The sequence below is a fragment of the Bradyrhizobium sp. SBR1B genome, assembly GCF_014198205.1.
Classification (GTDB): domain Bacteria; phylum Pseudomonadota; class Alphaproteobacteria; order Rhizobiales; family Xanthobacteraceae; genus Bradyrhizobium.
In genome coordinates, this window is record NZ_JACIHC010000003.1 from 314,272 (window position 1) to 331,013 (window position 16,742).

Below are 16,742 nucleotides of genomic sequence, written 5' to 3' on the forward strand. Positions count from 1 at the left end.
ACAACGCAGCGGTGACCGTCTTCCGAGCTATGCTCGGGCACGAAAAAGTCAATGTAAACATTGAAGAAAGCGGTTAATGGCCGCGCCGCCGACGATATGTCACATAGGAGTATTCGGCGCTGTCCTCGCCTGCGGCAGGATGGCGGACACGCGCCACCTCGTCCCATTCCGCCTTGTCGATGTCGAAATACGTATCGCCTTCGGGTCGCGCGTGGACTTCGGTGATTTCGAGCCGATCGGCGCGGTCGAGCCATTGCCGAAAGATTTCGGCGCCGCCGATCACCGCGATCTCAGTGACCGAACGCCGCAGGGCATCGCCGCGCGCGACCGCGTCGGCGTCCGCGGCCGACGTCGTGACGATGGCACCATTGGCGCGATAACCCGCATCGCGCGTGATGAGGATGTTCGTGCGGCCCGGCAGCGGGCGGCGGGGCAATGATTCAAAGGTCTTGCGGCCCATGATCACGGGCTTGCCGATCGTGAGCGCCTTGAAGCGCGCCATGTCGGATTTCAATCGCCACGGGATCGCGTTGCCCGCGCCGATGACGCCGTTCTCCGCGATCGCGACGACGAAGACGATCTCCATCAGGGCGCACTCCCGGCAAGCCGCGTCAGCGCCGGCCCGGTGACGCGGCACAGCGTCCAGTCGTCCATCATCACCGCGCCGAGCGACTTGTAGAACGCGATCGACGGCGCGTTCCAGTCGAGCACCGCCCATTGCAGGCGGGACCAGCCGTTATCGGCGCATTCCTTGGCCAGATAAACCAGCAGCGCCTTGCCGAGCCCCCTGCCGCGATGCGACGGCCGCACGTAGAGCTCCTCGAGATAGATGCCGTGACGGCCACTAAAGGTGGAGAAATTTGTAAACCAGACCGCGAAGCCGGCCGGCTCGCCGTCCCACTCGGCGATCGCGCAATAGAGTTGCGGTCGCTCGCCGAACAGCGCATCGGCGATGTCGGCCTCGGTCGCTTCGACCTCGTGCGAGAGTTTTTCGTATTCGGCGAGCTCTCGGATGAAAGCGAGAACGAGCCCGGCTTCGCCCGGGCGCACACGGCGAATGTTGAGCGACATCGGCGCTAAACCGCGACTTCCGCCTTGATGTGCGGATGCGGGTCGTAGCCGACGAGCTCGAAATCCTCAAAGCGGAAGGAGAAGATGTCCTTCACATCGGGATTGATCCGCATCACCGGCAGCGCGCGCGGCGCGCGCGTGAGCTGAAGCCGGGCCTGCTCCAGATGGTTGGAATAGAGATGGGTATCGCCGAACGAATGTACGAAGTCGCCGGGCTTCAGGCCGGTGACCTGCGCCACCATCATGGTCAGCAACGCATAGGAGGCGATGTTGAAGGGCACGCCGAGGAAGACGTCGGCCGAGCGCTGATAGAGCTGGCAGGACAGCTTGCCGCCTGCGACGTAGAACTGAAACAGACAATGGCACGGCGGCAGCGCCATCTTGTCGACTTCGGCTGGATTCCACGCCGAGACGATCAGGCGGCGCGAGTCCGGATTGCGCTTGATCATGTCGACCACGTTCGCAATCTGGTCGATGCTGCGGCCGTCAGGCGCCGGCCAGGAGCGCCATTGATGGCCATAGACCGGGCCGAGATCGCCATTGGCATCCGCCCATTCGTCCCAGATGGTGACACCGTTGTCGCGCAGATATTTGATGTTGGTGTCGCCCTTCAGGAACCACAGCAGCTCGTGGATGATCGCCTTCAGCGGCAGCCGCTTGGTGGTCAGCATCGGGAAGCCGGCCGACAGATTGAAGCGCATCTGATGACCGAACACCGAGAGCGTGCCGGTACCGGTCCGGTCGGTCTTCTCGGCGCCGTCTGAAAGAATCCGCTCGAGCAGGTCCTGATACTGGTGCATGTGCGACTGAGCCTTTGGGGAGGCGGCGAACTTAGCGGCCGTCCCCGCGCTGCAACAGCGGCGATTCGCTGTCCGCTCCGATTATACCCGGAAAAGTGAGTGGTCCCGGCGCAAACGACAAGGGGCGGAACCCAAGTCCCGCCCCTTGCCCTATCGGCTTGATCGCACTGCCTAAGTTGCCGGCTTGAGCACCGGGGTCCATTTCGCGATCTCGTTCTTGACGAGGGTGGCCAGCGCCTCCGGCGTCCGCTCCGCAGGGCCCGGGATGACGCTGCCGAGCTCGAGCAGGCGCTTCTTCACGGTCTCGTCGTCGAGCGCCTTGCTGGCCGCAGCGTTCAGGCTGGCCAGAATCGCCGGCGAAGTTCCCTTGGGCGCGAACATCGCATTCCAGGCCTGGGCCTGGAATTTCGGCAGGCCCGCTTCTGCCGTGGTCGGCACGTTCGGCAGCGACGGATTGCGCTCCGGCGTTGCGATCGCATAGGCCTTGATGGTCCCGGCATTGATCTGCGGCACGGCGTTGACGATCTGGTCGCACATGTAGTCGACCTGCCCCGCCACCAGCGCGTTCATCGCAGGTCCCGTGCCGTTGAAGGGCACGCCGACCGGCTTGATGTCGAGGATCGAGTGCAGGAGCTCGCAGGAAACGTGCGAGACCGAGCCGACGCCGGCATGGGCAGCATTCACCTTCTCGGCGTTGGCCTTCACATAGGCCACGAACTCCTTCAAATCCTTCGGCGGAAAGTCCTTGCGCGCGAGGATCAGGATCGGGGTGCCCGCGAGCAGCGCGATCGGCTCGAAATCCTTCTCGGGATGATACGCGAGCTTGGGATAGAGCGGCACCGAGGCGGCATGCGTGCCCATATGCCCGGTGATGAGCGCATAGCCGTCATTGGCCGCGCGCGCGGCGCGGGTGGTTGCGGTGGTGCCGCCGGCGCCGACCACGTTCTCGATGATGATGCTCTGTCCCAGCGTCTGCGCCATATGCCCGGTGACGATGCGCGCGACGACGTCGGTCGGGCCGCCGGCCGCAAACGGCACGATCATGGTGATGCTGCGCGTCGGATAAGTCTGCGCCTCAGCCGGCGCAACAAAAGCGCACAGCGAGGCGAGCGCTGCGGCACATGCGCTCGTGAGCGCGCGAATGAAGGTCATGTCGATCCCCGTCGTTCCCTTGGACACAGCAAAATGCCGGCCCAAAGGCCGGCATTTTCATTTCACGAAGCCGTAACACAAGTCGATTCGACTTCCGAATGCGGCGCGCCGACGCAGGCGGCTTTTCACTTGAGCATGATCTTTCCGGAAAACCGCCTGACACTTTTCCGGATCATGCCCTAGTTCTCAGACTCGGTGAACACCTGGTCCCGCTTCGATCGCAACACAGGCAGCACCGTGAGCAGCAGCAGGCTCGCCGCGATCGCGAGCAGCACCGCCGACAGCGGACGCGTCAGGAACACGCTCCAGTCGCCGCGCGAGATCAGCAGCGCACGGCGCAGGTTCTCTTCCATCAGCGGGCCGAGCACCATTCCGAGCAGCAGCGGTGCCGGCTCGAAATCGTGCTTGATCAGCCAGTAGCCGACGAGACCGAACACGCCGGCAAGGATGACGTCGACCGGCGCGTTGTTCACCGAGTAGATGCCGATCGCGCAGAAGATCACGATCGAGGGGAACATCAGCCGGTACGGCACACGAAGCAACCGGACCCAGATTCCGACCAGCGGCAGGTTGATGATGATCAGCATCAGATTGCCGATCCACATCGAGGCGATCATGCCCCAGACGAGGTCGGGCTGCTTCTGCATCACCTGCGGACCCGGCACGATGCCGTGGATGGTCATCGCGCCCACCATCAGCGCCATCACCGCGTTCGGCGGGATGCCGAGCGTCAGCAGCGGGATGAAGGAGGTCTGCGCCGCAGCGTTGTTGGCGCTTTCCGGCGCCGCCACGCCCTCGATCGCGCCGCGGCCGAACCGCGACGGGTTCTTGGCGAGCTTCTTCTCGAGCGTATAGGCCGCGAACGAGGCGATGACCGCGCCGCCGCCGGGCAGGATGCCGAGGATCGAGCCGAGCACGGTGCCGCGCAGGATCGGCGGCGTCGAGTCGAGCAGGTCCTTCTTGGTCGGCATCAGGCCGGTGATCTTCTGCTGCACGAGATCGCGGTTCATCTCGGCGCCATGGTCGAGATTGCGGATGATCTCGGCGAAGCCGAACACGCCCATCGCCACCGTCGCAAAGCCGAGGCCGTCGGCGAGCTCTGGAATGTTGAAGGCCATGCGCGAGGCGCCGGTCTCGATGTCCGAGCCGACCATCGACAGCAGCAGGCCGAACACGATCATCGCGATCGCCTTCAGCACCGAACCCTTGGCCAGCACGACCGCGAAGATCAGGCCGAGCACCATCAGCGAGAAATACTCGGCCGGACCGAACGCCAGCGCCAGCTTGGTCAGCGGCGCGCCGAGCAGGGCAATCAGCACGGTCGCAACGCAGCCGGCGAAGAACGAGCCGATCGCCGCGATCGCCAGCGCCGGGCCGGCACGGCCCTGCTTGGCCATCTGGTGACCGTCGATAGCGGTGACGACCGATGTCGCCTCACCTGGAATATTGACCAGGATCGACGTGGTCGAGCCGCCATACTGGGCGCCGTAATAGATGCCGGCGAGCATGATCAGCGCGCCAACCGGCGGCAATCCGAAGGTGATCGGTAGCAGCATCGCGACGGTGGCGATGGTGCCGATGCCCGGGAGCACGCCGACCAGGGTGCCGACCAGCGCGCCAATCAGGCACATCAGCAGGTTGATCGGGGTCAGCGCGACGGCAAAACCGTGAGCGAGGTTGGCAAAGATATCCATCACACCCTCACTGGATCATGAAACGCGGGTACATCGGCATCGGCAACCCGAGCACGTAGGGAAAGAGGATCGCGCAGCCGATGGTCAGGCAGGCGCCGACGATGGCGGCCTCCAGCCAGCGCGTCTCATGCGACCCCGTCGCGGCGATCATGAAGCTCGCAAAGGCCGTGACCACGAGGCCGAGCGGCCGGATCGCCAGCGCGAAGAACAGGATCGCGGCCATCACGAACAGCGGCCCGCGCCACGAGTAATGGGCCATCGTCGGCCCATCGGTCAGAAGTCCGGTCAGGGCGATGCCGGCGGACAAGGCGACCAGCAGTCCGCCGAACATCCGCGGCGCGGTGCCGGCGCCGAAGGAGAAGCCGCGCATCCCCTGCAGATCGCTCGAGGCCCACAGCGCAAACAGGGCCAGCGCCATCAGGATGACCCCGCCGACATAGTCCTGCGCCGACCTGATGGTCATGAACAGCGTGACGATCGCGACCACGAAGATCGGATAGGAATAGATCAGCGCCAGCAGCACCTCGGACGACGCCTTCTTGGTGTCACCGGTGGCCGCTCCCATCAACGTACTGGGCGCGCCGGCGAGCAACGCGGTGGCGTGGCTGATCACGACCGTGGCCGGGCCGCGTCCCGCGCCCCAACCGAAAATCGTCCCTATCGACCAGATGAATTCGAAAATCTGCGGCGCAATCGCCAGCAGACAGAAGCCGAGCGCCACCTGGGTATTTCGGGTGGCTGTCGCCGTGTGGCCCATCGTATCGGCCATGCATGTCTCCTCCGCGACCGGTAAGTCACGAGCACTGTTGTTCTAAATCGGCTGGAACTGGGTCCCCCGCCCGGATCACGCCTAGCGATTTTCATTACACAATGCCAGCAAAACCCAACAGTCCCCCGGCGAGCAGGAGCCAGAGTGGATTGATGCGCGGGACCGCGGCGATCACCGCAACCATTGCGGTCAGAAGCACTGCAGCAATTGTGCGATCGGTCGACTGGGCCAGGATCAAGGCACTTGCCGCCATCAATCCGATCGAAAGCGGAACCAGTGCAGCTTGAATCAAGCCGGGCCAGCGCGATTTGCTGGGCCGATTGAGGAGGCGGCTGACATAATTGGCAAGCAGCGCCGTCGGCAGGCACATCGCCAGCCGTCGCCGCCAGTGCGCCGGGGATGCCGGCGACGGCATAGCCGATTAAGGTCACGATAAGCACGTTCGGACCTGGCGAGAGCTGCGCGATCGCGTAGGCGTCGGTGAACTGCTTGTCGGTCATCCAGTGATGCACCTCGACCGCGATGCGGTGCATCTCGGCCACCGCCGCCGCGGCGCCGCCGACCGCGAACAGCGACATCAGTCCAAAGGTGGAGATCAGCGCCCAGATCGGATTCTCGGGCTTCATGCTGCTACTTTCCGCCGCAGGAAAAAAGTGGCGCCGACACTGACGGGGATCGCGACCAGCAGCACCGCCGGAAGCGGCAGGCGAAGCACGCCGATGGCGAGAAACACGCCGGCCATCAGGATCAATGCGAGGGGATCCGTCCGCTTCAGCAGCGGCGTCATCATGCGGACCACTACTGCGATCCTACCGCCGCGCAGGAGATGCCGGCGAGGCTGCGGCGCAGCACGTCGAGGTCGCCGTAACGGGCGTAGATGATCGCAAGCACCGTCATGATCAGCGTCGGCGGCAGCAACAGGCCTGGCGCTCGGCCGGCCGGTGCTGAATCCTCGGACATCTCAGAAGCTTAGAACGCCGGCCGCGGCGTCGCTAAGGCCAGGTGCCCCTCCGTCCGGAACCTATCCCAAGGGAACTGCGCGGGAACGTTCAAAACCCCCTGTTTTTCAAACCCTTTGCGCCCTATATTGGGGCTGCCGGTTCGCCGGCTATGGAAATAAACGGTCGTCGCAATAAACCATTCGGACCCGGGGGCGGTACCCGGCGCCTCCACCAAAGCCCACCAACGGGTCATCCCGAAGCGGGCTTTGGCGGGGGCGAAATAGGATCGACGAGGGCGTAAAGGGCGTACTTTTTCCCGGTATTGTTCCGCCGTTATCGGGCTACTGCAATAGTTGCCAACGACAACTTTGCTCCGGTTGCTCAGGCTGCGTAACGCAGTTTGAAAGACCATCTTAAAGTCCTAACGGGTTAAGCTCCGTTAGGCGGGGTTCGGAGGCACCTGGCAACAGAAGCCTCCACTTTACTCTTGATTTCTTCCCCGGCGGGGACTCCTGCTGACCCGTCAGGCGCGGTACTATTGCGGCTTGGCGAGTCGGGTCGGCACGGTCCGGCTTCGGGGATGCAACAGGACCACCATGGCGACCGATCATATCCGATACGATGTGCTGGCCCGCGACGCGCTGCGCGGCGTGCTGCGGAAGGTGCTGACCGATGCCGCGGCCCAGGGCCTGCCGGGCGAGCACCATTTCTTCATCACCTTCGTGTCGAAGGCCGAGGGCGTGAAGCTGTCGCCGCGGCTGCTGGCGCAATATCCGGAAGAGATGACGATCATCCTGCAGCATCAGTTCTGGGACCTGACCGTGCTCGAGGATCGCTTCGAGGTCGGCCTGTCCTTCGGCGGCATTCCGGAGCGGCTGATCGTGCCGTTCAGCGCCATCAAGAGCTTCCTCGATCCGTCCGTGAAATTCGGCCTGCAGTTCGACACGTCCGACGTCGCCGAGGTCGCGCCCGAAACGCTGCCGACAGCTCCCGCGCCGTCGGCCGTCGCCGTGCAGACGCCTGCCCCTGAAACGGCGGAGGGCACGGAGGAGCCGGCGGCTCCGAACCAGGGCGGCGCCGAAGTCGTGCGGCTCGATCGTTTCCGCAAGAAATGATCTAGGTTGGGGCCGAAGCCATCGCGCCCGGCCAAACTGTCTATATAGAAGAGCACATGAAACGGCCGCGCGGCATTTCGGGCGGCAGGATGGATGTGCTCATGGCCAAAACTGCCCGCTCGAAGACTGACCGATCGAAGACTGCCCGCCCCGCCACCCGCATCGAGACCGACAGTTTCGGCCCCATCGAGGTCCCCTCCGATCGTTATTGGGGGGCGCAGACCGAGCGCTCGCGCCAGAACTTTCGCATCGGCACCGACCGCATGCCGATCGCGCTCCTGCATGCGCTCGGCATCGTCAAGCTCGCGGCCGCGCAGTCCAACCTCGAGCTCGGCCTGCTCGACCGGCGCCGCGCGGGCGCCATCATCCGCGCCGCGCGCGAAGTGATCGAGGGCAAGCTCGATGACCATTTCCCGCTTGTCGTGTGGCAGACCGGCTCGGGCACACAAAGCAACATGAACCTCAACGAGGTGATCGCCAACCGCGCCAACGAGCTGCTCGGCGGCGAGCTCGGCGCCAAGAAGCCGGTGCATCCCAACGATCACGTCAACATGAGCCAGTCGTCGAACGATTCGTTCCCGACCGCGATGCATGTCGCGGCCGCGAGTCGCATCAATGCCGACCTCATTCCTGCGCTCGATGAGCTGCTCCGCGCGCTGCGCAAGAAGGAGAAAGCGTTCGCAAAAATCGTCAAGATCGGCCGGACTCATACGCAGGATGCCACGCCCCTGACGCTCGGCCAGGAGTTTTCCGGCTATGCCGCGCAGGTCGAAAGCGGCATCGCCCGGCTCAAGGTCGCGGTGAAGGACCTCTATCCGCTGGCGCAGGGCGGCACCGCCGTCGGCACCGGCCTCAACTCGAAGCCGCGCTTCGCGAAGCTTTTCGCCAAGCACGTGGTCGGGATCACGAAGCTGCCCTTCACCAGCGCCGCCAACAAATTCGAGGCACTGGCCTCCAACGACGCCTACGTGCTGGCGCATGGCGCCATCAACTCGGTCGCGACAGGGCTGTTCAAGATCGCCAACGACATCCGCCTCTTGGGATCGGGCCCGCGCTCAGGGCTAGGCGAGCTGATCCTGCCGGAGAACGAGCCGGGCTCCTCGATCATGCCGGGCAAGGTCAATCCGACCCAGTGCGAGGCGATGACCATGGTGTGCTGCCAGGTGTTCGGCAATCACACCGCGATCACGGTGGCCGGCAGCCAGGGCCATTTCGAGCTCAACGTCTACAAGCCCGTGCTCGCCTACAACATGCTGCACTCGATCCGCCTGATGGCGGATGCGGCGCGATCCTTCACCGAGCATTGCGTGAGCGGCATCCGTGCCGACGAAAAGCGCATAAGTGAGCTGATGCAGCGTTCGCTGATGCTGGTGACGGCGCTCGCCCCGAAGATCGGCTACGACAACGCCGCCAAGGTGGCCAAGACGGCCCACGCCAACGGCACCACGCTGAAGGAGGAAGCGCTGCGGCTCGGCTTCGTCTCGGCTGATGAGTTCGATCGCCTGGTACGCCCCGAGAAGATGACCAGCCCGGGATAGAACTCCGAATTCCGATAGCCATCCGTAATGATACGGACGCTCGTCGCCCTAGAAATGTGCGGCTTTGGGGGCGGGATTTGATTACCGTCAATGTTCCGGCAGGACGGCGTGCTACGCAGCCCTTCCGCCCCTCGACGGGGGCGAAATTCATCGTTTGATGGCCCGAGAGGCCGATTGACGAGGACAAGCGAATGGCGATCAAGTCTTGTGGGGCGCAGTGCGGCACCCTGTTTCTGAGTGTTTCATCCTGCCTGGAAAGGATCGGATGATGGAGACGCGGCATGGGGAACGTCATCAACCTGAATCGTTTCAGGAAGCGCGCCGAACGGGAAGCCTCGGCGAAGCAGGCGGACGCCAACCGGACGAAGTTCGGCCGCACGAAGGCGGAACGGTCGGCGCAGGAGACGCGCGCGGACAAGGCGAAGGCGCATCTGGACCAGCATCAGTTGGACCAGCACCAGATCGATCGCGAGGAGCAGCCATGAAGTCGCCCGTCGTGAAACGGTCGATCGTCGTCGCCGGGCACAAGACCAGCGTCAGCCTGGAAGAGGCGTTCTGGAACGGCATGAAGGAGATCTCCGGCTTGCGCAACATGACGTTGTCCGAGCTGGTCGGCGAGATCGACAACAACCGCCAGCAGGGCAATTTGTCGTCGGCGATCCGCCTGTTCGTGCTGGACTACTTCAAGAGCCGGGCCATGGCCCCCCAGCCGGACAAGGTCGCGGCCCAGTAACCGCCGGGGCGCCTTGGACGGCGCTCCGCGACCTGCACTTTAAAATCACTCTAAGATGCGGTTTCAGCGAGCGCGCGCGCTTGACCTCAATGCCTTGCGTTGAAAATACAGGGCATGACCGACACCAATGACACGCGCCCGCACATGCCGCTGGGTCTGGCCCAGCGCGGCTATACCGGCGTCATCCAGCATCTTTCCGCTCGCGAGGCGGGCTCGGCGCTCTCCGACATCGAGCTCGAGAGCCGCCTGATCGAGCTCGGCTTCGTCGAGGGCGCCCGGGTCGAGGTCCTGCACGAGGGGCTGGTCGGGCGCGACCCGATCGCCGTGCGGGTCGACAGCATCACGATTGCGGTCCGACGCCGCGAGGCCATGGCCATCATCGTCGCCTAGACAGCGACCGGACCTCTGATCCCGGACCAGTGATTCCATGGAATTACCCCTGCTGCATCTCGCCCTGGTGGGCACGCCGAACAGCGGCAAGACCTCGCTGTTCAATGCCCTGACCGGCAGCCGGCAGAAGGTCGCGAACTATCCGGGCGTCACCGTCGAGCGCAAGGAAGGCTTCTTCGTCACTCCCCTGGGACGCCAGGTCTCGGTGGTCGACCTGCCCGGCACCTATTCGCTGCGCGGCCGCAGCCCGGACGAGGAGATCACCCGCGACTTCGTGCTCGGCAAGGCCTCCGGCGAGACCGTGCCCGACCTCGTGCTGTGCGTGGCCGATTCGACCAATTTGCGGCTGACCATCCGCCTGCTGCTCGAGCTCAAGCGCACCGGACGGCCGATGCTGCTCGTGCTCAACATGTTCGACATCGCGGCCCGCCGCGGCATCACCGTCGACACGGAGCGGCTCGCCAAGGAGCTCGGCCTGCCCGTGGTCACCTCGATCGCGGTGCGCAAGGGCGGCACCGCCGACCTCTTGAAGCTGACCGACGAGGTCTCGGCAAAGCTCGCCGCCGAGGCGGAGGCGAACAACTGGCGCGCGCTCAGCGTCTCCGAATTGCGCGCGACCCAGCGCGAGGCCGACCGCATCATCGCCGACTGCGTCAGCCTGCCTGCCAGGCCCGACACATGGACCGCGCGGATCGACGCGATCGTGCTGCATCCGGTCGGCGGCCTCATCGTGCTCGCGCTGATCCTGTTCGTGATGTTCCAGGCGGTGTTCGCCTGGGCGCAACCGGCAATGGACGTGCTCAAGTCCGGCTTCGACGGGCTCGGGGAGCTCGTGCAGGCCACCCTGCCCGACGGCCTGTTGCAGAGCTTCCTGCAGAATGGCGTGATCTCCGGCGTCGGCAGCGTCATCGTGTTCCTGCCGCAGATCATCCTCATCTTCCTGTTCATCCTGCTGCTGGAAGATTTCGGCTACATGGCGCGCGCCGCGTTCCTGATGGACCGCATCATGGGCGGCGCCGGCCTGCACGGCCGCGCTTTCATTCCGCTGCTGTCGAGCTTTGCCTGCGCCATTCCCGGCATCATGGCGACGCGCGTGATCGACAACAAGCGCGACCGGCTGACCACGATCCTGATCGCGCCGCTGATGACCTGCTCGGCGCGTATTCCGGTCTACACGCTGATCATCTCGGCTTTCATCCCTGCGAAGGACGTCTGGGGCTTCATCAACCTGCAGGGCCTCGTGATGTTCGGCCTCTATGCCTGCGGCATCATCAGCGCGCTTCTCGTCTCATTCCTGATCAAGTTCTTCATGCTGCGCGACTATGCGCCGGCGCCGTTCATGCTCGAGCTGCCGGACTACAAGATGCCCAGGCTGAAATCGATCGTGATCGGCATCTTCACCCGCGCCAAGATGTTTCTGTACCGCGCCGGCACCACGATCTTCTCGATGATGGTGCTGATCTGGTTCCTGGCCTCGTTCCCGCAGCCTCCGGCGGGCGCGACCGAACCCGCGATCGACTTCAGCCTCGCCGCGATGATCGGCAAGGCACTCGAACCGCTGCTCGCCCCGGTCGGCTTCAACTGGCAGATCGCGGTCGCGCTGATCCCGGGCATGGCGGCGCGCGAGGTCGCGGTCGCGGCACTCGGCACCGTCTATGCGATCGAAGGCGGCAAGGAAGCGGCCGAGCAGATCGGCCAGGTGCTGGCGACGAAATGGTCGCTCGCCACCGCGCTGTCGATGCTGGCCTGGTACATCTTCGCCCCGCAATGCGCCTCGACGCTGGCCGTGATCCGGCGCGAGACCGGAAGCTGGACCTGGATGGCCGTGACCTTCACCTACATGCTGGTGCTGGCCTATGCCGCGAGCCTCCTGACCTACAACGTCGCGGTGGCGCTGGGCGCCGGCTAGCCCCTCCAAAACAAAAATCGCGAAAACAACCCCATGCACAGTAGACGGGGGCTGTGAAATCAATGGCTTACGCGCGGGCGAGAGTCGTCTCGGCTGCCTGGTCGGGCGAAAAACTGGCACGATGCCATTCTCCCGAGAATCATCGATGCCGCACAGGTCTGGCTCGCAAGTCACGAGCTTTGCCGACGCGCGACCAGACTGCTGCGAAGCTGCGGCAGCGGTCGAGCTGCATGCTGCTTCCGAGGCGCGGCATCGTCGGGCAAAGCATGGATGCAATGACATCATCAAAGAGTCGCCAGGACCAGGTTGGAGATATTTCGCGCACTTGATCTGGATCAAGCTGCCTCGCGCAACGAGTCGGAAACTGGCGGAACGTCGTCGCAAGCTGGGCCATTGTGGGGGCACGGAGCGACCGGGATGCCGTTATTGGCCTATTTCTGGAAGGTCGGAGCGGCGTTGCTCGCGCTCCTGTTCGTTGCGGACTTTTGTCTGCCCGGCGCGCAAATCGCCGAGAGGACGATCGCGGATCGGGCGACCATACGCATTCACTCGGACCGCAAATGGCCCGAGCGTGTGGTCCTCGATATGACCGCGCCAGTGATCGTGGCGGTCGCATCTGCACCTTCGACTACAGAGCCTCCTTCCCTCGCCCGCACAGAGCCGCCGGTCATTCGGGCGGAGACATCCGCGGTTGCCAATGCACTCGCGATGGCGCGCGCGGACTCGCCGCCGCGCGAATCCGTCGAGCACAAGCGGCCGCGAAGGCCGCAACACATTGCGACGCGATCGAAACGACACCCGACGCCGCAGATGGTTCTGGCGGCGCGGCAACCACAGTTCGGGTGGTTTGGCTACCGGGACTGGTGATCGCAATGGCGCTCGTGCGGCACTCGAACACGCCGGACATTCTCGCGTCTGTTCATCTCCCACGAAAAAGGCCCCGGTCGATGCCGGGGCCTGAGTTCACCGGGAAGACCTGAGATCAGTAGCGAGCCGTGACCGGCGCGCCGTAACCGCCGAAGCGATAGTTCAGCCGAAGTGTGACCATGTCGATATCCTGGGTGACGCCGCTGCCCGTGAGCGCGAGCCCGCCGGGCGTGACCACGCCGGCTGCGAAGGCGGTGTTGTCGCGCCCCATCCAGAGATGGTCGTACTCGACACCGACCGACCAGTTCGGCGTGAAGCCGTATTCCCAGCCAACACCGAGAGCACCGCCCCAGCGCGTGTGACCTGCGGAGGCGAGGCCAACGCCCGTGACGTTGTTGAAAATGTCGAAGCGATTACGGGTCACCGCCGCACCGCCCTTCAGGTAGAACAGCGAGGCGTTCCATGCCCAACCTACCTGGGCCGTAAAGAGCCCGATGCCATCTGTCTTGCCCGTGGTCGAGACCAGCGGATCAATCAGGCTGACACGCGTGTTCTTGATCTCGGCCCAATCGCCCTGCGCTTCCAGGCCGAGCACAAACTGATTGGTCTGCCAGCGATACCCGAGCTGTCCGCCGATCAAGCCGCCGGAGCGATCGGCGCAACCACTTGCGAGCGTCCCTGCGGCCGTCACGAAGTCCACGCAGCCATGGCTTTGCCCCCAGCCGCCGTTGGCGCCGATGTAGAATCCCGTCCAGTTATAGACTGCCATCACAGGTACTGGCGGCGGCGCTGCCTTGAGAGCCATATCGGCAGCCATGGCCGGAGCCACCATGCTCAGCGCCGCGAAGCCGATCGCAGCTATCGAGAGCTTCTTCATCGTCGTATCCCCTTTTCCTAGATCTCTTCCGTTCAAAAATTGAGCCTTATGCAGCTGGCGTGCATATTGCGAACGTCTCGAAGGTTACGCGCGAGGGAAGCTTTGGCCCGTACCAAAATGGCAACACCCAAGCGCCACGTCTGTGCACGATAACGTGCTTACTCGCCATCCATCTCGGAGAGCGAAGTGCTGTCTTGTTCGTCGGCAAGCCAAGCGTGGATGCCGGAGGATGGGATGAGCCGCCTGGGAAGATGGGGGTTGATCGTGCCTGCAAAGACCGCAAGCCCCTCGTCGAGCCTGGCACGCGCGAACAGCTTGGCTTCATGCTCGGTCGCGAAAGTCTTCGTCTCACGCGGACTCCGCTGTCTCAAAAGTAGCCCCCGTTTTCGAACTTCAAAGGTGACGTACCAAGTCGGAATCATCGCTCGCACCAACGCCTCGCCAACCAGCCCGGTTGCTGTTGTGGTTTGGCCGTGATCGCATCGCTTGATGCAGATCAACTCGAATGGCTTGTCGAATTCGCCAGCGAGGAAGGCCAGATGCAGCGCAGCAGCGGCGGGAGCTGCCGCCTATGGCGCCTATGGCTATCGCCGGGCGTGCGGATATCAGCCGCCCTGCTATTGAGGCGCCGGTTCGAGGGCGCGCAAGCCGTTGAGCTAGATCAACACCGGGCCCCTCTCCGGCGGCAGCGTCGAGGTCTGACCGCGAAGGACGGACCATGAATGCGCTCCTCAGGGAAATCCGGCACAGCCCGCTGCTGTGGCTGCTGATTGTCGTGCCTGTCGTGATCGTGCTCGAGCACGTCATGCCGGACGCGCATACGCTGCTGTTCGTGCTGGCCGTGATCGCCATCGTGCCGCTCGCGAGCCTGCTCAGCCACGCGACGGAGGCCGTGGCCGAGAAGACAGGCGATGCGGTCGGCGGGCTGTTGAACGCCACGCTTGGCAATCTCACGGAGCTCATCATCGCGGTCACAGCGTTGCAGGCCGGTCAATACATGCTGGTCAAAGCCTCGATCGCGGGTGCGATCGTGACCAACTCGCTGTTCATGCTGGGCGCATCGCTGTTCCTGGGCGGATTGAGGCATCGCGTGCAGGAATACAACCGGGCAGGTGGCAGGCTCCATTCCGCGCTGCTGCTGATGGCCACGATTGCCCTATTGTCACCCTCGGCCGTGGCCGATCTCGACTTTCCCGGACACGAGGCGACGGTGCAGCGCTTGAGCACCGCCTTGGCGGTCCTGCTGATCGCGGCCTATGGTCTCAGCCTGCTGTTCTCGCTGAAGACGCACAAGGAGCTGTTTGCAAGCAGCGACCATGGCGAGGCTGGCGGCCCGATACTGCCGCTTGCAATCGCCGTTCCGACACTGGGGATCGTCACCGTGCTGGTTGCGCTCGTGAGCGAAATCTTCGTCGCGTCGGTGCAGAAGGCCGCCGAAACGCTCGGCATGACGCCGGCATTCGTCGGGTTCATCGTCGTTGCCCTGGTCGGGGCCGCGGCCGAGATGGCCGTGGCGTTTTCCGCGGCACGCCGCAACCGGCTCGACATGAGCGTGAGCATCGCGCTCGGAAGCGCCAGCCAGATCGCCTTGTTCGTCGCACCCGTTCTCGTGCTGCTGAGCTACGTTGTCGGGCCGCAGCCCATGGATCTTCAATTCTGGCCGGGCGCGGTGACCATGGTCATGATCGCCGCCGTGGTGACGAGCTTCGTCACCAATGGCGGACGCTCCGCCTGGTTCGTCGGCGCGCTCCTGCTCTGCATCTACGCGATCTTCGCGATGACGCTCTACATGGTCCCGCCCGGGTCGCACGGCCCGGTCTAAAGCATGATCCGGAAAAGTGCGCAGCGGTTTTCCGAAAAGATCATGCTTGAACAACGACCTAAAGCGCCGCGCGCCGGTTGACCTGTCGGGCGAAACAGCGGCACGATGGCATCATCGGCCTCGATAACATCCAGATCGCGACCAGCTCCGGGCGACACTCTGCTTCCATGAATCGCTTCAGTACCGACAACCTGAACGCCGAGCGGCTGAACGAAAGTCACCTCGCCGACCTCGTCGCGCTCCATCTGGATCCCGAAGCGTCGCGTTATCTCGGCGGCGTGCGCTCGGCGGAGGCAACGGAGAAATATCTCGTCGCCAACATGGCGCATTGGGATCAATACGGCTTCGGCCTGTGGACCCTGCGCACGAAAGACGGCGCCTTTGCCGGACGGGCGGGCATCCGGCACATCCTGGTGGATGACGTCGACGAGATCGAGATCGCCTACGCGTTCGTGCGCGGCATCTGGGGCCGCGGATTTGCCAGCGAGATCGCGACTGCGCTCACTCGGATCGGGCTGTCACAACTCGAGCTGCCGTCTCTCATCGGCATCGTCTATGTCGCAAACGGCGCATCGCGCCGTGTGCTGGAGAAATCGAATTACCTGGTCGAGCGGAGCACGATCCGTCACGGCGAGGACATGGTGATCTACCGAATCCGTCGATGAAAGCCGCGGGTCCTCCTGCGCGGTGACGACGTAACCACCGCGCAAGAGGTTGAGCCGCCCAGCCCCTTAAGGCGCGATGCGATCAGGATGGAGCGTCATCGCGCTTTAGCTTGTTGTTTATGCATGATGACGTCGCCGCGCGGCCTCGCGGATCCTACCTGAAATACCCCAGCACGAGATCGATGTCGGAGCTTCCGGCCACCGTGCCGGTCAGCTCGGCGTCGATGACGCGGCGGCAGGCGTCGATCGCGGCGTGGTCGCCGAGGTCGTTGGCGGCTTCCAGCACGAGCCAGGCCGCGTCCACCGACGCCTTGTCGGGTGCTCCGCCGCCGAGATCGGCGGTGACGGCGCTGTTGAGGTTCTTCTTGCGAACCGCGGTGCCGAATTGAGGCAACATTG

General features: G+C 64.1%; 18 protein-coding genes, 1 other RNA gene and 2 pseudogenes. 10 read left to right on the plus strand and 11 right to left on the minus strand.

Translation table 11 applies throughout. The features are described from left to right. Window positions 1–73 precede the first annotated feature (73 nt). From GGD61_RS09875 to GGD61_RS09910, 8 genes and pseudogenes are all read right to left on the minus strand, one after another. Window positions 74–586 (minus strand): dihydrofolate reductase, encoded by a 513-nt coding sequence (locus GGD61_RS09875; protein WP_092253343.1) that lies wholly within the window; start codon window positions 584–586, stop codon window positions 74–76. Then, on the minus strand, window positions 586–1,071 hold the full coding sequence (locus tag GGD61_RS09880; RefSeq protein WP_183230647.1) for a GNAT family N-acetyltransferase: 486 nt from the start codon (window positions 1,069–1,071) through the stop codon (window positions 586–588). The genes GGD61_RS09875 and GGD61_RS09880 overlap by 1 nt, the downstream gene beginning before the upstream one ends. Window positions 1,072–1,076: 5 nt before the next feature. Further along, complete coding sequence (locus GGD61_RS09885) at window positions 1,077–1,871, minus strand: thymidylate synthase (RefSeq protein WP_018319711.1); 795 nt, start codon at window positions 1,869–1,871, stop codon at window positions 1,077–1,079. Between the two features lie 171 nt (window positions 1,872–2,042). Continuing rightward, complete coding sequence (locus tag GGD61_RS09890; RefSeq protein ID WP_092253347.1) at window positions 2,043–3,023, minus strand: tripartite tricarboxylate transporter substrate binding protein BugD; 981 nt, start codon at window positions 3,021–3,023, stop codon at window positions 2,043–2,045. Window positions 3,024–3,202: 179 nt separating this feature from the next. Continuing rightward, window positions 3,203–4,717 (minus strand): tripartite tricarboxylate transporter permease, encoded by a 1,515-nt coding sequence (locus tag GGD61_RS09895; protein WP_026202241.1) that lies wholly within the window; start codon window positions 4,715–4,717, stop codon window positions 3,203–3,205. A gap of 7 nt (window positions 4,718–4,724) precedes the next feature. Then, the gene (locus tag GGD61_RS09900; RefSeq protein WP_092253349.1) at window positions 4,725–5,486 is read right to left on the minus strand and encodes a tripartite tricarboxylate transporter TctB family protein; all 762 of its coding nucleotides are present in this window, start codon (window positions 5,484–5,486) and stop codon (window positions 4,725–4,727) included. A gap of 94 nt (window positions 5,487–5,580) precedes the next feature. Beyond that, window positions 5,581–6,112, minus strand: a pseudogene (locus tag GGD61_RS09905) (chromate transporter). Further along, a pseudogene (locus GGD61_RS09910) lies at window positions 6,109–6,410 on the minus strand (chromate transporter); the annotation flags it as partial. The pseudogenes GGD61_RS09910 and GGD61_RS09905, both read right to left, overlap by 4 nt. Window positions 6,411–6,542: 132 nt before the next feature. On the opposite strand from GGD61_RS09910, the gene ssrA reads away from it, so the two are divergent. The 8 genes from ssrA to GGD61_RS09950 all read left to right on the plus strand — a co-directional run bounded on the left by ssrA (window position 6,543) and on the right by GGD61_RS09950 (window position 12,979). Continuing rightward, window positions 6,543–6,908: a transfer-messenger RNA gene (ssrA, locus tag GGD61_RS09915) on the plus strand. Between the two features lie 115 nt (window positions 6,909–7,023). Next, on the plus strand, window positions 7,024–7,542 hold the full coding sequence (locus GGD61_RS09920; RefSeq protein ID WP_018319705.1) for an SspB family protein: 519 nt from the start codon (window positions 7,024–7,026) through the stop codon (window positions 7,540–7,542). 89 nt (window positions 7,543–7,631) lie between these two features. Next, window positions 7,632–9,080 carry a class II fumarate hydratase gene (gene fumC, locus GGD61_RS09925; protein WP_183230727.1) on the plus strand — a complete coding sequence of 483 codons (1,449 nt, stop codon included), beginning with the start codon at window positions 7,632–7,634 and terminating at the stop codon, window positions 9,078–9,080. Window positions 9,081–9,361: 281 nt separating this feature from the next. Beyond that, window positions 9,362–9,565, plus strand: a complete 204-nt coding sequence (locus tag GGD61_RS09930) for a DUF4169 family protein (protein ID WP_018319703.1) — start codon at window positions 9,362–9,364, stop codon at window positions 9,563–9,565. After that, the gene (locus GGD61_RS09935) at window positions 9,562–9,813 is read left to right on the plus strand and encodes a ribbon-helix-helix domain-containing protein (protein WP_018319702.1); all 252 of its coding nucleotides are present in this window, start codon (window positions 9,562–9,564) and stop codon (window positions 9,811–9,813) included. The genes GGD61_RS09930 and GGD61_RS09935 overlap by 4 nt, the downstream gene beginning before the upstream one ends. Window positions 9,814–9,927: 114 nt before the next feature. Further along, window positions 9,928–10,203, plus strand: coding sequence for a FeoA family protein (locus GGD61_RS09940; protein WP_018319701.1), 276 nt, complete (start codon window positions 9,928–9,930; stop codon window positions 10,201–10,203). A gap of 37 nt (window positions 10,204–10,240) precedes the next feature. Continuing rightward, window positions 10,241–12,112 carry a ferrous iron transporter B gene (locus tag GGD61_RS09945; RefSeq protein ID WP_183230648.1) on the plus strand — a complete coding sequence of 624 codons (1,872 nt, stop codon included), beginning with the start codon at window positions 10,241–10,243 and terminating at the stop codon, window positions 12,110–12,112. A 417-nt stretch (window positions 12,113–12,529) separates the two neighbouring features. Then, window positions 12,530–12,979 (plus strand): hypothetical protein, encoded by a 450-nt coding sequence (locus GGD61_RS09950; protein ID WP_183230649.1) that lies wholly within the window; start codon window positions 12,530–12,532, stop codon window positions 12,977–12,979. A gap of 115 nt (window positions 12,980–13,094) precedes the next feature. Here GGD61_RS09950 and GGD61_RS09955 read toward each other — a convergent pair whose 3' ends face one another. After that, entirely contained in the window at window positions 13,095–13,856 is a 762-nt protein-coding gene (locus GGD61_RS09955; protein WP_183230650.1) for an outer membrane protein, read from the minus strand. A gap of 158 nt (window positions 13,857–14,014) precedes the next feature. Further along, the gene (locus GGD61_RS09960; protein ID WP_409362459.1) at window positions 14,015–14,356 is read right to left on the minus strand and encodes a hypothetical protein; all 342 of its coding nucleotides are present in this window, start codon (window positions 14,354–14,356) and stop codon (window positions 14,015–14,017) included. Window positions 14,357–14,574: 218 nt separating this feature from the next. Between GGD61_RS09960 and cax the strand changes: the two genes are divergently transcribed. Both cax and GGD61_RS09970 read left to right on the plus strand, forming a co-directional pair. Beyond that, window positions 14,575–15,678 carry a calcium/proton exchanger gene (cax, locus tag GGD61_RS09965; RefSeq protein ID WP_092253355.1) on the plus strand — a complete coding sequence of 368 codons (1,104 nt, stop codon included), beginning with the start codon at window positions 14,575–14,577 and terminating at the stop codon, window positions 15,676–15,678. Window positions 15,679–15,845: 167 nt separating this feature from the next. After that, window positions 15,846–16,343, plus strand: coding sequence for a GNAT family N-acetyltransferase (locus GGD61_RS09970; protein ID WP_183230651.1), 498 nt, complete (start codon window positions 15,846–15,848; stop codon window positions 16,341–16,343). A gap of 154 nt (window positions 16,344–16,497) precedes the next feature. Here the strand turns inward: GGD61_RS09970 and GGD61_RS09975 are convergent, their stop codons facing one another. Then, window positions 16,498–16,740 (minus strand): hypothetical protein, encoded by a 243-nt coding sequence (locus GGD61_RS09975; protein ID WP_092253357.1) that lies wholly within the window; start codon window positions 16,738–16,740, stop codon window positions 16,498–16,500. Window positions 16,741–16,742 lie beyond the last annotated feature (2 nt).

What these genes read in the sequence shown, in the direction of transcription:
- GGD61_RS09875 (WP_092253343.1), bottom strand. Translation starts at nt 586, where the DNA reads ATGGAGATCGTCTTCGTCGTCGCGATCGCGGAGAACGGCGTCATCGGC.
- GGD61_RS09880 (WP_183230647.1), bottom strand. Translation starts at nt 1,071, where the DNA reads ATGTCGCTCAACATTCGCCGTGTGCGCCCGGGCGAAGCCGGGCTCGTT.
- GGD61_RS09885 (WP_018319711.1), bottom strand. Translation starts at nt 1,871, where the DNA reads ATGCACCAGTATCAGGACCTGCTCGAGCGGATTCTTTCAGACGGCGCC.
- GGD61_RS09890 (WP_092253347.1), bottom strand. Translation starts at nt 3,023, where the DNA reads ATGACCTTCATTCGCGCGCTCACGAGCGCATGTGCCGCAGCGCTCGCC.
- GGD61_RS09895 (WP_026202241.1), bottom strand. Translation starts at nt 4,717, where the DNA reads ATGGATATCTTTGCCAACCTCGCTCACGGTTTTGCCGTCGCGCTGACC.
- GGD61_RS09900 (WP_092253349.1), bottom strand. Translation starts at nt 5,486, where the DNA reads ATGGCCGATACGATGGGCCACACGGCGACAGCCACCCGAAATACCCAG.
- GGD61_RS09920 (WP_018319705.1), top strand. Translation starts at nt 7,024, where the DNA reads ATGGCGACCGATCATATCCGATACGATGTGCTGGCCCGCGACGCGCTG.
- fumC (WP_183230727.1), top strand. Translation starts at nt 7,632, where the DNA reads ATGGATGTGCTCATGGCCAAAACTGCCCGCTCGAAGACTGACCGATCG.
- GGD61_RS09930 (WP_018319703.1), top strand. Translation starts at nt 9,362, where the DNA reads ATGGGGAACGTCATCAACCTGAATCGTTTCAGGAAGCGCGCCGAACGG.
- GGD61_RS09935 (WP_018319702.1), top strand. Translation starts at nt 9,562, where the DNA reads ATGAAGTCGCCCGTCGTGAAACGGTCGATCGTCGTCGCCGGGCACAAG.
- GGD61_RS09940 (WP_018319701.1), top strand. Translation starts at nt 9,928, where the DNA reads ATGACCGACACCAATGACACGCGCCCGCACATGCCGCTGGGTCTGGCC.
- GGD61_RS09945 (WP_183230648.1), top strand. Translation starts at nt 10,241, where the DNA reads ATGGAATTACCCCTGCTGCATCTCGCCCTGGTGGGCACGCCGAACAGC.
- GGD61_RS09950 (WP_183230649.1), top strand. Translation starts at nt 12,530, where the DNA reads ATGCCGTTATTGGCCTATTTCTGGAAGGTCGGAGCGGCGTTGCTCGCG.
- GGD61_RS09955 (WP_183230650.1), bottom strand. Translation starts at nt 13,856, where the DNA reads ATGAAGAAGCTCTCGATAGCTGCGATCGGCTTCGCGGCGCTGAGCATG.
- cax (WP_092253355.1), top strand. Translation starts at nt 14,575, where the DNA reads ATGAATGCGCTCCTCAGGGAAATCCGGCACAGCCCGCTGCTGTGGCTG.
- GGD61_RS09970 (WP_183230651.1), top strand. Translation starts at nt 15,846, where the DNA reads ATGAATCGCTTCAGTACCGACAACCTGAACGCCGAGCGGCTGAACGAA.
- GGD61_RS09975 (WP_092253357.1), bottom strand. Translation starts at nt 16,740, where the DNA reads ATGTTGCCTCAATTCGGCACCGCGGTTCGCAAGAAGAACCTCAACAGC.